We start from the raw sequence: 15,668 nt of genomic DNA, 5'->3' as shown, positions 1-15,668 counted from the left end.
GCCCCTTCATGTAGGAGCGAGCTTGCTCGCGATGGTGGTGTATCAGTCAAATTACCGGTGACTGACCCACCGCCATCGCGAGCAAGCTCGCTCCTACAGGAGGCGTGGCGGTCTTTAAAGTCAGATACTGATACGCGAAAGCTTGATATCCGGTTCCTGGTTGACGCTCAGTTGCTCGACGATCGCATCCTGCAAACGGCTGCACAGCAGCGGGTCGGACAAAGGCTGGTTGTTGGCGTCGGTGATGAAGAACACGTCTTCCACCCGTTCGCCCAGGGTCGCAATCTTGGCGTTCTGCAGCGACAGGTCGAACTCGAGGAAAATCGTACCGATGCGTGCCAGCAGGCCGGGGCGATCCGGGGCGCTAAGTTCCAGCACGGTCACTGGCCGCTGGGCGTCGTTGTGGATCGTCACCTGTGGCGCGAAGGCGAAGTGCTTGAGCTGACGCGGCACGCGGCGCTGGATGATCGTCGGGTAGTCGTCCGGATTTCGCAGGGCATCGGTCAGGCCGTCGCGGATCTGCTTGACCCGCGCCGGGTTGTCGCCGATCGAGTCGCCGTCAGTATCGAGCACGATGTAGGTGTCGAGGGTGAACTGGCTGGTCGAGGTGATGACGCGGGCATCGTGAATGTTCAAGTTCAACTGGTCCATCGCGGCCACAGTCACGGCGAAGAAATCGTGCTGGTCCGGGGCATAGATGAAGATCTGCGTACCGCCCTCGAATTCGCGCTGGGTGGTTTCCTTGATCAACACCAACGGGCCGCCGTCGGCCGGCTGTTGCAGGATTGCATCGGTGTGCCAGGCGACGTCGCCGGCGGTGTGGCGCAGGAAATAGTCATCGCCCAACTGCGCCCACAACTGTTCGACATCGTCCGGATCGGTGCCGCCGCGCACCAGGATGTCCAGGGCAGCGCTTTGTGTCTGGCGAATCTGCTCCTCGCGGTCGACCGGGTTTTCCAGGCCACGGCGCAAGGCACGCTTGGTTTCGGTGTAGAGCTGGCGCAACAGGCTGGCTCGCCAGGAATTCCAGAGCGTCGGGTTGGTGGCATTGATGTCGGCGACCGTCAGCACATACAGGTAGTCGAGATGGGTCTCATCACCCACGATCTGCGCAAAATCGTGGATCACTTGCGGATCGGACAAGTCCTTGCGCTGTGCGGTGGTCGACATCACCAGGTGGTTCTGCACCAGCCAGACGATCAGGCGACTGTCCCACACCGGCAGTTGATGGCGCTGGCAAAATGCCTCGGCATCCACCGCACCGATTTCCGAATGGTCGCCGTGACGACCCTTGCCGATGTCGTGATACAAGCCAGCAAGGTAGATCAACTCGGGCTTGGGCAGCTTGCCCATGAGTTTGCTGGCGAGCGGGAATTTTTCCGACACCTGGGTGTACTGCAACTTACGCAGGTGTTTGATCAGGTTCAGGGTGTGCGCATCGACCGTATAGATATGAAACAGGTCGTGCTGCATCTGTCCCACGATGAAGCCGAACTCCGGCAAGTAGCGTCCGAGAATGCCGTAACGGTTCATCCGTCGTAGATTGCGGTGAATGCCGATCTTGCACTTGAACAGCTCGATGAACAGGCTGGTGTTGCGAATGTCGTTACGGAAATCATCGTCGATCAGGTGGCGATTTTCCCGCAACAGGCGAATCGTGTCGGCGCGCACGCCTTTGATTTCCGGCTGCTGGGCCATCAGCACGAAGATCTCCAGCATGGCAAATGGCGTGCGGCGGAACACGTTGTCGTTGCGTGCCTCGATATAGCCGTCGTGCAGCTGGAACCGTGCGTTGATCGGTTGCGGTGGCGCCTCATCTTCCGGGGCGAGGATCACTTCTTCGAAGTGCTGGATGATCAGGTCGCTGAGCTGGGCGATGCTCATGACCACCCGGTAATACTGCTGCATGAAGTTTTCGATGGCCTGCTTGGCGTCGTCGCCTTCAAACCCGAGCAGTTTGGCAATGGTGCGCTGGTGATCGAACAATAGGCGATCTTCGGCGCGTCCGGCGAGCATGTGCAGCGCATAGCGCACTTTCCACAGGAACTCCTGGGATGAGGCCAGCAGCGCGTTCTCGCTTTCCACCAGGAAGCCTTCGCCAGCCAGCGCTCGAAGGTTCAGGGTGCCGTATTGGCGACGCGCCACCCACAAAATGGTCTGGATATCGCGCAGGCCGCCGGGCGAGCCCTTGACGTTCGGTTCCAGATTGTATTCGGTGTCGAAGTACTTGTGATGGCGGGCCTTCTGTTCGGCATGCTTGGCCAGAAAGAAGTCCTTGCTCGGCCACATGTGCTCGGTGCTGGTGACATCCAGCATGCGTTGGCGCAAACGCTCGGGGCCAGCAATCGTGCGGCTTTCCATCAGGTTGGTGATAACCGTCAGGTCGGCGCGTGCCTCGATGGCGCATTCGTCGACGGAGCGAACGCTTTGACCGACTTCCAGGCCGATGTCCCACAATAGCGTGAGAAAACGCTCGATGGAGTCCCTGAAAACTTCGTGGTCGGCACTGTCCAGCAGGATCAGTAAATCGATATCGGAATAGGGGTGCAGCTCGCCTCGACCGTAGCCGCCAACCGCGACCAGCGCGATATCGGCGTCTTCACTCCAGTCGAACTGCTCCCAGGCCTTTTGCAGGATGTTATCGACGAACCAGGCACGATCCTCGATCAGCCGGCGAATCTCCCGACCTGCACGAAAACGCCCGTCGAGTACCTCGCGAGCCTGGCGGATCGCCTTCTTGAAAGCCGCGATCGGGCTGGACTTCAGGGCCAGTTCAGCCTGGAACTGGCCACGGTCGAAGAGTTCGGGGTCCACCTGCGGCATCGATTGGCTTTCCTTTCTATAAAGGCTGTCTATAAAGGCTGTCTATTGAGGCTGGGAGGGATCAGCCGGAAACACGGGCGATGGTGTCATCGCTGCGCAGGGTGAAGATCTCGTAGCCGGTTTCAGTCACCACCAGCGTGTGTTCCCACTGCGCCGAGAGCTTGCGGTCCTTGGTGATTGCAGTCCAGCCATCGCCCAGCACCTTGGTGTCGGCCTTGCCCTGGTTGATCATTGGCTCGATGGTGAAGGTCATGCCGGCTTGCAGTTCCATGCCGGTGCCCGCACGCCCGTAGTGCAGGATCTGCGGCTCTTCATGGAACACTTTGCCGATGCCGTGGCCACAGAACTCGCGAACCACCGAGAAACCGTTCTTTTCAGCGTGCTTCTGAATGACTTCACCGATGTCGCCCAGGCGGCAGCCGGGTTTTACGATCTCGATGGCCTTGTACATGCATTCCTGGGTCACCTGCGACAGGCGCTCCGCCCACACCGGTACGGTGCCGACGTGGAACATGCGGCTGGTGTCGCCGTGGTAGCCGTCCTTGATGACAGTGACGTCGATGTTCAGTGTGTCGCCATCCTTCAACGGCTTCTCGTTGGGGATGCCGTGGCAGACCACGTGGTTGATCGAAGTGCAGATCGACTTCGGGTAGCCCTTGTAGTTGAGCGGGGCGGGAATGGCCTGCTGCACATTGACGATGTAGTCGTGGCAGATGCGGTCCAGTTCCTCGGTGGTGATGCCCGGCTTGACGTGCTCGGCAATCATTTCCAGCACATCGGCGGCCAGTTTGCCGGCGACACGCATTTTTGCGATGTCCTCGGGGGTTTTGAGGGTGACGGTCATACAGGCTCTCTCTACGCTCGATGGCGCTTGCTAACACGGAATGGGCAATGTGCGATGAAGTCCGCTGCCCTGAAAAACCCGATTCTACCAGACGATCAGCGCAAACCTGCGTCTGAGTAAATCGCATCTCTTTATAGATAGGCGCATTCCTGAGCGATTCCAAGGGGCTGCGAGCGGGTGCGCGTCAGGAATCGAGAATCCGGGTTCCGTTTTTGCAAGGCTTGTGATATAAAATGCGCCGCTTTCCGGGGATACCCCGAAAGGCTTAAATCCACACACGTGTCGACACGATGACCTGGGTGCCTTCAGCTGATGCTGCTGGTTGGTCATTGGGATACGTGGAGGCCAAACCCGACTTATTAAGGAACTATCATGTCCCAAGTCAACATGCGCGATATGCTGAAGGCCGGTGTGCACTTCGGTCACCAGACCCGTTACTGGAACCCGAAAATGGGTAAATACATTTTCGGCGCGCGTAACAAGATCCACATCATCAACCTTGAAAAAACCCTGCCAATGTTCAACGAAGCTCTGACTTTCGTAGAGCGCCTGGCCCAGGGCAAAAACAAGATTCTGTTCGTCGGCACCAAGCGTTCCGCTGGCAAGATCGTTGCTGAAGAAGCAGCACGTTGCGGTTCGCCGTACGTCGATCACCGCTGGTTGGGCGGCATGCTGACCAACTTCAAAACCATCCGTGCTTCCATCAAGCGTCTGCGTGACCTTGAAGTGCAAGCCGAAGACGGTACTTTCGCCAAGCTGACCAAGAAAGAAGCGCTGATGCGCACTCGCGATCTTGAGAAGCTGGATCGTTCCCTGGGTGGTATCAAGGACATGGGCGGTCTGCCAGACGCTCTGTTCGTTATCGACGTTGATCACGAGCGCATCGCGATCACCGAAGCCAACAAGCTGGGCATCCCGGTTATCGGCGTAGTCGATACCAACAGCAGCCCGGAAGGCGTTGACTACATCATCCCAGGCAACGATGACGCCATCCGCGCCATCCAGCTGTACATGGGTTCGATGGCTGACGCTGTAATCCGTGGTCGCAACAACGTTGGCGGCGGTACCGAAGTTTTCGTTGAAGAAGCTCCGGCAGCTGCAGCTGAGTAATTGACGCCCTGGCGTTGACTCAGTAAGCAAAAGGGGGCTTGGCCCCCTTTTTGCCACCTCGAAAACCATTTGTCGGCGCCCACTGCCTTATTTGTAACGTGCGGCAGCTAACAAGGGTGGTTCGGGAAGAATTGAACGCCCGTTCGATCGGGTGGAATGGTTGAAAACCTATCCAAGAGGAATTTGAAATGGCAGCAATTACTGCGGCGCTGGTCAAAGAACTGCGCGAGCGTACCGGCGAAGGCATGATGGATTGCAAGAAGGCCCTGGAAAAGGCCGACGGCGACATCGAAAAAGCCATTGATGACATGCGTGCTTCGGGCGCCATCAAGGCTGCTAAAAAGGCTGGCAACGTTGCCGCTGAAGGCGCAATCGCCATCAAGGCTGACGACAAGTCTGCCGTACTGCTGGAAGTGAACTCGCAGACCGACTTCCTGGCCCTGCAAGACGACTTCAAGAACTTCGTTGCAGCCAGCGTTGAAAAAGCTTTCGCTGACAAACTGACCGACGTAGCTCCGCTGATCGCCGCTCAAGAGTCGGCTCGTGAAGCCCTGGTGGCCAAAGTTGGCGAAAACGTCAACATCCGTCGCCTGATTCGCGTTGAAGGCGATGTGGTAGGTACCTACCTGCACGGTAACAAAATCGGTGTTGCGGTTGTCCTGAAGGGCGGTGACGTTCAGCTGGCCAAGGAAATCGCCATGCACGTTGCAGCAAGCAACCCTGAGTTCCTGCTGCCATCGCAGGTTTCGCCAGAAGCCATCGAGCGTGAAAAAGCTGTCTTCCTGCAACTGAACGAAGACAAGATGAAAGGCAAGCCAGCCGAAATCGTCGAAAAGATGATCGCTGGTCGTATCACCAAGTTCCTGGCTGAGGCCAGCCTGGTTGAGCAGGCGTTCGTCATGAACCCAGAGCTGACCGTTGGCGCCCTGGCCAAGAAAGCCGGTGCTGAAATCGTTTCCTTCACCTACTTCAAGGTTGGCGAAGGCATCGAGAAGCCAGTTGACAACTTCGCTGAAGAAGTTGCTGCACAACTGGCTGCTGCCAAGCAGTAAGACGGTTTTTTAACTGTCGCCCAGAAGAGGCTGCCCGCTCACGCGCGCAGCCTCTTTTCAGATGGGGACCAGATTTTTATTGGTTTCCCTTTGGAACTGGCTTACAAAGCCATGTTCCGATGGCGCTGAAGCAGCGCCAACCAGAGTGAACAGCCAGCTGTAAACAGCTCGCAAAGAATTTTTTACATACGCCGCAGGAGAGATTCGCAATGGCTCAGCAGGGCAGTGGTTATCAGGCTCGCTATAAACGCATTCTACTCAAGCTCAGCGGCGAGGCCCTGATGGGCTCGGAAGAGTTCGGGATCGATCCGAAAGTCCTGGACCGCATGGCGCTGGAAGTCGGCCAACTGGTCGGTATCGGCGTTCAGGTCGGTCTGGTGATCGGTGGTGGCAACCTGTTTCGCGGCGCGGCATTGAGCGCGGCGGGCATGGATCGCGTCACGGGCGATCACATGGGCATGCTGGCCACTGTGATGAATGCCCTGGCCATGCGCGACGCGTTGGAGCGTGCCAATATCTCGGCCATCGTGATGTCAGCCATCTCGATGGTTGGCGTGACCGACCACTACGACCGTCGCAAGGCCATGCGTCACCTCAATGCCAAGGAAGTCGTCATTTTTGCGGCCGGCACGGGCAATCCGTTCTTTACTACGGATTCTGCCGCCTGCCTGCGCGCGATTGAAATCGATGCTGACGTCGTGTTGAAGGCGACCAAGGTCGATGGCGTCTACACTGCCGATCCATTCAAGGACCCGCATGCCGAGAAGTTCGATCATCTGACCTACGATGAAGTACTGGATCGCAAGCTGGGTGTGATGGATCTGACGGCTATTTGCCTGTGTCGCGACCACAAGATGCCGTTGCGCGTATTTAACATGAACAAGCCCGGCGCCCTGCTGAACATCGTGCATGGCGGCGCTGAAGGCACCCTGATCGAGGAAGTCCAACAATGATCAACGAAATCAAGAAAGACGCTCAAGAGCGCATGCAGAAGTCGGTCGAGTCCCTGTCCCACAACTTCGGTCGTATTCGTACCGGTCAGGCGCATCCGAGCATTCTGGAAGGCGTGATGGTGCCTTACTACGGCGCTGACACCCCGATCAAGCAAGTGGCGAACATCACCGTCAAGGACGCGCGTACCCTGCAGGTCGTTGCTTTCGAGCGCAACATGCTCGGTGCCGTCGACAAGGCCATCGGCAGTGCCGGCCTGAACCTCAACCCGACCAACCTGGGTGAGTTGCTGCTGATCTCCATGCCCGCCCTGACCGAAGAAACCCGCAAGGGCTTCACCAAGCAGGCCCGTGATGTCGCTGAAGATGCCCGTGTTGCCGTGCGCAACATCCGTCGCGACGCCAACAGCCAGCTCAAGGATCTGGTCAAGGAAAAGGAAATCAGCGAAGACGAAGAGCGTCGCGCGACTGGCGAGATCGATGATCTGACCAAAAAGTTCGTAGCTCAAATCGACGCTAACCTGGCGCTGAAAGAAAAAGACCTGATGGCCGTTTAAGGGTCGCTTTTTCATGGAAAAGAACAAGCAGGTTGCGCCGTCCGCAGTGCCGCGCCATGTCGCGATCATCATGGATGGCAATAATCGCTGGGCGAAAAAACGCTTTATGCCGGGTGTTGCCGGGCATAAAGCGGGAGTGGATGCAGTTCGCGCCGTTATTGAGGTCTGCGCCGAGGCCAAGGTCGAGGTGTTGACCCTGTTTGCCTTCTCCAGTGAGAACTGGCAGCGTCCGGCCGATGAAGTCAGTGCGCTGATGGACCTGTTTTTCAAGGCCCTGCGCCGTGAGGCCAAGCGCCTGAACGACAATAACATCAGTCTGCGCATCATTGGCGATCGCTCGCGCTTTCATCCGGAGCTGCAGGCGGCTATGCGTGAGGCTGAGGCCATGACGGCGGGCGCCAATCGCTTCGTCCTGCAGATCGCTGCCAATTACGGCGGTCAGTGGGACATCGCGCAAGCCGCACAGCGTCTGGCTCGGGAAGTTCAGGCTGGCCATCTGCGTCCGGACGACATCACACCCGAACTGTTGCAAACCTGCCTGGCGACCGGTGACCTTCCGTTGCCGGACCTGTGCATTCGCACCGGTGGCGAGCACCGCATCAGCAACTTCCTGCTGTGGCAGCTCGCCTATGCCGAGTTGTATTTCTCCGACCTGTTCTGGCCGGACTTCAAACACGACGCCATGCGCAATGCGCTGGCCGATTTCGCATCTCGCCAGCGCCGCTTCGGTAAAACGAGCGAGCAGGTCGAGGCTGGAGCCCGGGTTTAATGCTTAAACAACGAATCATTACCGCACTGATCCTGCTGCCGATTGCCTTGTGCGGATTTTTCCTGCTTCAGGGGGCAGGCTTTGCACTGTTCATTGGCCTGGTCGTGACTCTCGGTGCCTGGGAGTGGGCGCGCCTTGCCGGTTTTACCGCTCAATCGATGCGCGTCGCATTCGCGGCGGTGGTCGCGTTGATGTTGTTTGTCATGTACATCCTGCCGGGGATGGCGCCCTGGGTGTTGGGCGCTTCGGTGCTGTGGTGGGGCGTGGCAACCTGGCTGGTGCTGACCTATCCACGTTCCAGCGAGCATTGGTCCAGTGCCGCCTGCAAGCTGGTGATCGGTTTGCTGATCCTGCTGCCGGCCTGGCAAGGCCTGATCCAGATCAAGCAGGAGCCTTTGGGTAACTGGTTGATCATGGCGGTGATGGTGCTGGTCTGGGGGGCTGACATCGGTGCCTATTTTTCCGGTCGGGCATTTGGCAAGCGCAAGCTCGCGCCGCAGGTCAGTCCTGGCAAGAGCTGGGAGGGTGTGTATGGTGGCCTGGCATTGAGCCTGGTTATCACCTTCGTTGTCGGGCTGGTGCGTGACTGGAGCTTCGCCCAGATCATCATGGGCCTGCTCGGTGCCGCTGTGATTGTATTTGTCTCGGTGGTGGGCGACCTCACCGAAAGCATGTTCAAGCGCCAGTCCGGGATCAAGGACAGCAGTAACCTGCTGCCAGGACATGGTGGTGTGCTCGATCGCATCGACAGCCTGACGGCTGCAATCCCTGTCTTCGCCGTACTGTTGTGGATGGCCGCGCCATGAATCGTCCCCAGCAGATCACTGTACTGGGTGCGACGGGCTCGATCGGCCTGAGCACGCTCGATGTCATTGCCCGCCATCCGGACCGTTATCAGGTTTTCGCCCTGAGCGGCTTTGCTCGCCTGAGTGAGTTGCAAGCACTTTGCGTACTTCACGCGCCGCAGTTTGCCGTAGTGCCTGAGCCGGATGCGGCCCGAGTCCTGCAGGAAAACCTGCGTGCAGCCGGTTTGACTACGGTGGTGCTGGTGGGTGAGGAGGGCCTGTGTCAGGTTGCTTCCGATCCTCAAGTCGATACGGTCATGGCCGCGATTGTCGGTGCGGCGGGTTTGCGTCCTACGCTGGCTGCGGTGGAGGCGGGCAAGAAGATTCTCCTGGCCAACAAGGAAGCCTTGGTCATGTCCGGTGCGCTGTTCATGCACGCGGTACGCAAGAGCGGCTCGGTACTGCTGCCGATCGACAGCGAGCACAACGCGATTTTTCAATGCATGCCGCGGGATTTTTCCCGAGGTCTTGGAACCGTCGGGGTGCGCCGGATATTGCTGACGGCCTCCGGCGGTCCGTTCCGGCAGACGCCTTTGGCTCAATTGTCCGATGTTTCTCCCGATCAGGCCTGTGCCCATCCGACGTGGTCGATGGGGCGCAAGATTTCCGTGGATTCGGCGAGCATGATGAACAAGGGGCTGGAGCTGATCGAAGCCTGCTGGCTGTTCGATGCCAAGCCGTCCCAGGTTGAGGTCGTGACACACCCGCAAAGCGTGATTCATTCGCTGGTGGACTATGTGGACGGTTCTGTTTTGGCGCAGTTGGGTAACCCCGACATGCGCACGCCGATCGCCAACGCGCTGGCCTGGCCGGAGCGCATCGATTCCGGTGTAGCGCCGCTGGACCTGTTTGCGGTGGCGCGACTGGACTTCGAGGCGCCCGACGAGGATCGTTTCCCTTGCCTGAGACTGGCCCGCCAGGCAGCCGAGGCCGGCAATAGTGCGCCGGCGATGCTCAATGCGGCCAATGAAGTGGCTGTCGCGGCGTTTCTGGACGGGCGGGTTCGCTATCTGGAAATCGCGAGTATCATCGAAGAAGTGTTGAATCTCGAGCCTGTGGTTGCGGTGGATGATCTCGAGGCGGTGTTCACGGCTGACGCGAAAGCGCGAACCTTGGCACGTCTCTGGTTGAGTCGGCACGGGCGATGAGTGTCATCCGGCATCGAGTCGGATCGCGCTGGATAGGAATGCGGAGAAAGTAGATGAGCGCACTCTATATGATTGTCGGCACCCTGGTAGCGCTGGGTGTGCTGGTTACCTTTCACGAGTTCGGCCACTTTTGGGTCGCGCGTCGCTGTGGGGTCAAGGTGCTGCGCTTCTCCGTGGGCTTCGGTATGCCGCTGTTGCGCTGGCATGACAAGCAAGGCACTGAATTCGTGGTCGCTGCCATTCCTTTGGGTGGCTACGTCAAGATGCTTGACGAACGCGAAGGTGAAGTGCCGGTCGATCAGCTCGATCAGTCGTTCAATCGCAAATCCGTCCGTCAGCGCATCGCCATCGTTTCGGCCGGGCCGATCGCCAACTTTCTGTTGGCACTGGTTTTTTTCTGGGTGCTGGCGATGCTCGGCAGCGAGCAGGTGCGTCCGGTCATCGGCGCGGTCGAGCCTGCAAGTATTGCCGCCAAGGCAGGTTTGGCCCCGGGCCAGGAAATCGTCGCCATTGATGGCGAGCCGACATCGGGCTGGGGCGCGGTGAATCTGCAGCTGGTTCGTCGTCTTGGCGAGAGCGGTACGCTCAAGGTGCTGGTTCGCGAGCAGGGCTCCACCATTGATACGCCTCGTGACTTGGCGTTGGACAGTTGGCTCAAGGGCGCGGATGAGCCCGATCCAATCCGCTCCCTGGGTATTCGCCCTTGGCGTCCGGCCTTGCCGCCGGTCCTGGCTGAAATTGATCCAAAAGGCCCGGCGCAGGGTGCAGGCCTGAAGACCGGTGACCGCTTGCTGGCCCTTGATGGCAAGGCCGTCGATGACTGGCAGCAGGTCGTCGACACCGTTCGTACGCGTCCGGATACCAAGATTTTGCTGCGCGTCGAGCGTGATGGTGCTCAAATCGACGTCCCTGTGACACTGGCCGCTCGCGGGGAGAGCAAGGCACCCAGTGGTTACCTGGGCGCCGGGGTGAAAGCGATCGACTGGCCGCCGGAAATGATCCGCGAGGTCAGTTATGGGCCTCTGGCCGCGATCGGCGAGGGTGCTCGTCGTACTTGGACCATGAGCATACTGACGCTCGATTCGCTTAAGAAAATGTTGTTCGGCGAGCTCTCGGTAAAAAACTTGAGTGGACCGATAACCATTGCTAAAGTGGCGGGCGCTTCTGCCCAGTCGGGCGTCGCTGATTTCCTGAATTTCCTTGCTTATCTGAGTATTAGCCTGGGGGTTCTGAATTTGTTGCCCATTCCTGTACTGGATGGGGGGCATTTGTTGTTCTATCTGATCGAGTGGGCGCGTGGTCGTCCCTTGTCGGATCGGGTACAGGGTTGGGGGATACAGATCGGCATCAGTTTGGTGGTCGGGGTGATGTTGCTTGCCTTGGTCAACGATTTGGGTCGTCTGTAACACTTCGCTGAATTGCGAATCTGCCGCATTTTGCGGCAGTTTGTTTATTGCCAGTTGGAATAAGAAAGGACTTCATGAAACGTCTGCTGCTAACTGCGGTTTTCTCCGTATTGATGATCGCCGAAGTTCACGCCGAGTCCTTCACCATCTCTGATATTCGCGTCAATGGCCTCCAGCGGGTCTCCGCGGGTAGCGTCTTTGGTGCATTGCCGTTGAACGTCGGTGAACAGGCTGATGATCGTCGCCTGGTGGAGTCCACTCGCGCGCTGTTCAAAACCGGGTTCTTTCAAGATATCCAGCTGGGCCGCGATGGCAACGTCCTGGTCATCACGGTAGTCGAGCGCCCGTCGGTCGCCAGTATCGAGATCGAAGGTAACAAGGCGATTTCCACTGAAGACCTGATGAAAGGCCTCAAGCAGTCCGGTCTGGCCGAAGGTGAAATCTTCCAGCGCGCGACCCTCGAAGGCGTGCGTAACGAGCTGCAGCGTCAATATGTCGCCCAGGGCCGCTACTCGGCTACCGTCGACACCGAAGTGGTACCGCAACCGCGTAACCGTGTCGGCCTCAAGGTCAACATCAACGAAGGCACCGTTGCTGCCATCCAGCACATCAACGTGGTGGGCAACACCGTTTTCCCCGATGAAGACCTGATCGATCTGTTCGAACTCAAGACGACCAACTGGCTGTCGTTCTTCAAGAACGATGACAAGTACGCTCGTGAAAAACTGTCCGGTGACCTGGAACGTCTGCGTTCCTACTACCTGGACCGTGGCTATATCAACATGGATATCGCTTCGACCCAGGTGTCCATCACCCCGGACAAGAAGCACGTCTACATCACCGTCAACGTCACCGAAGGCGAGAAGTACACCGTTCGTGACGTCAAGCTCAGCGGCGACCTGAAAGTGCCTGAAGACCAGGTCAAGTCGTTGCTGCTGGTGCAGAAAGGCCAGGTGTTCTCGCGCAAGCTGATGACCACCACCTCCGAACTGATCACCCGGCGCCTGGGTAACGAAGGTTATACCTTCGCCAACGTCAACGGCGTGCCTCAGCCTCACGATGACGACCACACCGTAGACATCACTTTTGCCGTCGATCCGGGCAAGCGTGCCTACGTCAACCGCATCAATTTCCGTGGCAACACCAAGTCCGAAGACGAAGTGCTGCGTCGTGAAATGCGTCAGATGGAAGGCGGCTGGGCTTCGACCTACCTGATCGATCAGTCCAAGACCCGACTTGAACGTCTGGGCTTCTTCAAGGAAGTCAACGTCGAAACCCCGGCGGTTCCAGGCGTCGATGACCAGGTCGACGTGAACTACAGCGTTGAAGAGCAGGCTTCCGGTTCGATCACTGCCAGCGTCGGTTTCGCCCAGAGTGCCGGTTTGATCCTCGGTGGCTCCATCACTCAGAACAACTTCCTCGGTACGGGTAACAAGGTCAGCATCGGCTTGACCCGCAGCGAATACCAGAGCCGCTACAACTTCGGTTATGTCGACCCCTACTGGACTGCCGACGGCGTGAGTCTGGGTTACAACGCCTTCTATCGCACCACTGACTACAAAGACCTCGACGTCGACGTTGCCAGCTATGCCGTAGATAGCCTGGGTGCGGGCGTGAGCGTCGGTTATCCGATCAGCGAAACGTCGCGCCTGACCTTCGGCCTGACAGCGCAGCAGGACAAGATCAAGACGGGCCTGTACACCGTTGACGAGATCTTCGACTTCGTTAACAAGGAAGGCGACAACTACCTGAACTTCAAGGCGTCGGCCGGTTGGTCCGAGTCGACCCTGAACAAAGGTGTACTGGCGACCCGTGGCCACTCCCAAAGCCTCGTACTGGAAACCACGACGCCTGGCAGCGACCTGTCGTTCTTCAAACTCGACTACCGTGGCCAGTTGTTCCAGCCGCTGAGCGACAACTACACCATGCGCCTGCACACCGAGCTGGGCTATGGCGATGGCTACGGTTCGACCGATGGCTTGCCGTTCTATGAAAACTACTATGCTGGTGGTTTCAACTCGGTTCGTGGCTTCAAGGACAGCACCCTGGGTCCTCGCAGTACGCCGAGCCGTGGTACCAATCCGGGCACCGCGTTCGACCCGGACCAGGATCCCCTGCCATTCGGTGGTAACGTGTTGATCCAGGGCGGTGTCGAGGTGCTGTTCCCTCTGCCGTTCGTCAAGGATCAGCGCTCCCTGCGTACCTCGGTATTCTGGGATGTGGGTAACGTGTTCGACTCGCAGTGCAAGGACACCACCAATGCAAACGGTTCGTCGTCCAACACCAAGTGTAATGACATCAGCTTGAGCAACATGGCCAGTTCTGTGGGTGTGGGCGTGACCTGGGTCACCGCACTGGGGCCTCTGAGCTTCGCGTTGGCCATGCCAATCAAGAAACCGGATGAAGCTGAAACTCAAGTGTTCCAATTCTCCCTCGGCCAGACGTTCTAAGCGTCTGACCCAAGATAACGACAACGGATTTGTAGGAGTGCATCGTGCGTAAGTTGACTCAATTGGTTCTGCTGGCTTCCGTACTGGTCGCAGGCCCGGCGTTTGCCGACATGAAAATCGCCGTCCTGAACTATCAAATGGCGCTGCTGGAGTCTGACGCGGCCAAGAAATACGCCGTCGATGCCGAGAAGAAGTTCGGTCCGCAACTGACCAAGCTCAAGACACTGGAAAGCAGTGCCAAAGGCATCCAGGACCGTCTGATGGCCGGTGGCGACAAGATGCAGCAAGGCGAGCGCGAGCGCCTGGAGCTTGAATTCAAGCAAAAGGCCCGTGACTTCCAGTTCCAATCCAAGGAGCTGAACGAAGCCAAGGCCGTTGCTGACCGTGACATGCTCAAGCAGCTCAAGCCGAAACTGGATAGCGCAGTCGAAGAGGTCATCAAGAAAGGTGCTTATGACCTGGTCTTCGAGCGTGGTGCAGTGATTGATGTCAAACCTCAGTATGACATCACTCGCCAGGTTATCGAGCGCATGAATCAGCTGAAGTAATCATGACAGCGACTATAAAGCTCGGCCAATTGGCCGAGTTCCTCGGCGCCACCTTGCGTGGCGACGCAGAGAAGCAAATTACTGGGCTAGCCACTTTGCAAGAGGCTGGCCCAGCTCAGTTGAGCTTTCTGGCAAATCCTCAATACCGTAAATACCTGACGGGCAGTCGGGCCGCAGCGCTGTTGCTGAAGGCTGCTGATGCCGAAGGTTTTGCGGGTGATGTGCTTATCGTGCCCGATCCTTATCTGGCGTACGCACGGATTTCCCATCTGTTCGACCCCAAGCCCAAGGCAACTACCGGGGTTCACCCGACGGCGGTCGTCGCGCCGGATGCAGTGGTTGACCCCACCGCCAGCGTGGGTGCCTTCGCTGTTATCGAAAGTGCAGCGCGTATAGGTGCCGACGTGACCATCGGGGCGCATTGCTTTATCGGTGCGCGCAGCGAGGTTGGTGAGGGTGGCTGGCTGGCCCCGAAAGTCACGCTTTATCACGATGTGCGCATAGGCAAGCGTGTGGTGATTCAGTCGGGCGCAGTTCTGGGTGGCGAAGGCTTCGGCTTTGCCAACGAGAAAGGTGTCTGGCAGAAAATCGCCCAGATTGGTGGTGTTCTGGTAGGTGATGATGTGGAGATCGGCGTCAATACCGCTATCGACCGCGGAGCACTGGCCGATACCATCATTGGTAATGGCGTGAAGCTCGACAACCAGATCCAGATCGCCCACAACGTGCAGATCGGTGATCACACCGCCATGGCTGCCTGTGTGGGGATTTCCGGCAGCACCAAGATCGGCAAGCATTGCATGCTGGCGGGTGGCGTTGGGCTGGTGGGACACATCGAAATTTGCGACAAGGTTTTCATCACCGGGATGACCATGGTGACCCATTCGATTACCGAACCGGGTTCCTATTCTTCCGGTACGGCCATGCAGCCGGCTGCCGAATGGCGCAAAAGCGCGGCACGCATCCGCCAGCTTGATGACATCGCACGCCGGCTCAAGCAACTGGAAAAGCGAACAGGGGAAGTGACCCCTGGCAGTAATGCTTCATCAGATGCCTGATACCATTTCCACATCAAGTGCATACGGCCGCTAGACTGCCTCCTTGATTTGCTAGAGGAACGCGCGTCAGTCGCGCGTTCCCAATCTTTACATAGGCTTCCCCCCGAC

13 protein-coding genes are annotated in these 15,668 nt (G+C 58.2%); 11 read left to right on the top strand and 2 right to left on the bottom strand.

Annotated features, from left to right (window positions below; genetic code table 11):
* Positions 1-120: 120 nt before the first annotated feature.
* Positions 121-2,823, bottom strand: a complete 2,703-nt coding sequence (locus AB4N33_RS16190; protein ID WP_460117567.1) for a [protein-PII] uridylyltransferase — start codon at positions 2,821-2,823, stop codon at positions 121-123.
* Positions 2,824-2,884: 61 nt separating this feature from the next.
* Positions 2,885-3,667 (bottom strand): type I methionyl aminopeptidase, encoded by a 783-nt coding sequence (map, locus tag AB4N33_RS16185; RefSeq protein WP_476457740.1) that lies wholly within the window; start codon positions 3,665-3,667, stop codon positions 2,885-2,887.
* A gap of 372 nt (positions 3,668-4,039) precedes the next feature.
* Here map and rpsB point away from each other — a divergent pair, with 372 nt between their 5' ends.
* The 11 genes from rpsB (at position 4,040) to lpxD (ending at position 15,560) form a co-directional block, all read left to right on the top strand.
* A complete protein-coding gene (rpsB, locus tag AB4N33_RS16180; RefSeq protein WP_460117564.1) occupies positions 4,040-4,777 on the top strand; it encodes a 30S ribosomal protein S2 in 738 nt (245 codons plus the stop codon).
* Between the two features lie 188 nt (positions 4,778-4,965).
* Complete coding sequence (gene tsf / locus AB4N33_RS16175) at positions 4,966-5,829, top strand: translation elongation factor Ts (protein ID WP_460117562.1); 864 nt, start codon at positions 4,966-4,968, stop codon at positions 5,827-5,829.
* A gap of 209 nt (positions 5,830-6,038) precedes the next feature.
* The gene (pyrH, locus tag AB4N33_RS16170) at positions 6,039-6,782 is read left to right on the top strand and encodes a UMP kinase (protein ID WP_024779012.1); all 744 of its coding nucleotides are present in this window, start codon (positions 6,039-6,041) and stop codon (positions 6,780-6,782) included.
* Positions 6,779-7,336 (top strand): ribosome recycling factor, encoded by a 558-nt coding sequence (frr, locus tag AB4N33_RS16165; RefSeq protein WP_460117561.1) that lies wholly within the window; start codon positions 6,779-6,781, stop codon positions 7,334-7,336. Before pyrH ends, frr begins: the two co-directional genes overlap by 4 nt.
* Before the next feature lie 13 nt (positions 7,337-7,349).
* The gene (uppS, locus tag AB4N33_RS16160) at positions 7,350-8,105 is read left to right on the top strand and encodes a polyprenyl diphosphate synthase (protein ID WP_460117559.1); all 756 of its coding nucleotides are present in this window, start codon (positions 7,350-7,352) and stop codon (positions 8,103-8,105) included.
* Positions 8,105-8,911: a phosphatidate cytidylyltransferase gene (locus AB4N33_RS16155; RefSeq protein ID WP_460117557.1), complete on the top strand. Its 807-nt coding sequence runs from the start codon at positions 8,105-8,107 to the stop codon at positions 8,909-8,911. The genes uppS and AB4N33_RS16155 overlap by 1 nt, the downstream gene beginning before the upstream one ends.
* Complete coding sequence (gene ispC / locus AB4N33_RS16150) at positions 8,908-10,098, top strand: 1-deoxy-D-xylulose-5-phosphate reductoisomerase (RefSeq protein WP_476457739.1); 1,191 nt, start codon at positions 8,908-8,910, stop codon at positions 10,096-10,098. Before AB4N33_RS16155 ends, ispC begins: the two co-directional genes overlap by 4 nt.
* A 53-nt stretch (positions 10,099-10,151) precedes the next feature.
* Positions 10,152-11,504, top strand: coding sequence for a sigma E protease regulator RseP (rseP, locus tag AB4N33_RS16145; protein ID WP_476457738.1), 1,353 nt, complete (start codon positions 10,152-10,154; stop codon positions 11,502-11,504).
* 74 nt (positions 11,505-11,578) lie between these two features.
* Positions 11,579-13,954, top strand: coding sequence for an outer membrane protein assembly factor BamA (gene bamA / locus AB4N33_RS16140; protein ID WP_476457737.1), 2,376 nt, complete (start codon positions 11,579-11,581; stop codon positions 13,952-13,954).
* A 44-nt stretch (positions 13,955-13,998) separates the two neighbouring features.
* Complete coding sequence (locus tag AB4N33_RS16135; RefSeq protein WP_368557317.1) at positions 13,999-14,502, top strand: OmpH/Skp family outer membrane protein; 504 nt, start codon at positions 13,999-14,001, stop codon at positions 14,500-14,502.
* Between the two features lie 2 nt (positions 14,503-14,504).
* Positions 14,505-15,560 (top strand): UDP-3-O-(3-hydroxymyristoyl)glucosamine N-acyltransferase, encoded by a 1,056-nt coding sequence (gene lpxD, locus AB4N33_RS16130; protein ID WP_476457736.1) that lies wholly within the window; start codon positions 14,505-14,507, stop codon positions 15,558-15,560.
* The last annotated feature ends 108 nt before the right edge of the window (positions 15,561-15,668 follow it).

The organism is Pseudomonas sp. S1_E05, assembly GCF_056337105.1.
The sequence above is the reverse complement of the archived record's forward strand: the minus strand, read 5'-3'. Positions and strand labels throughout refer to the sequence as shown.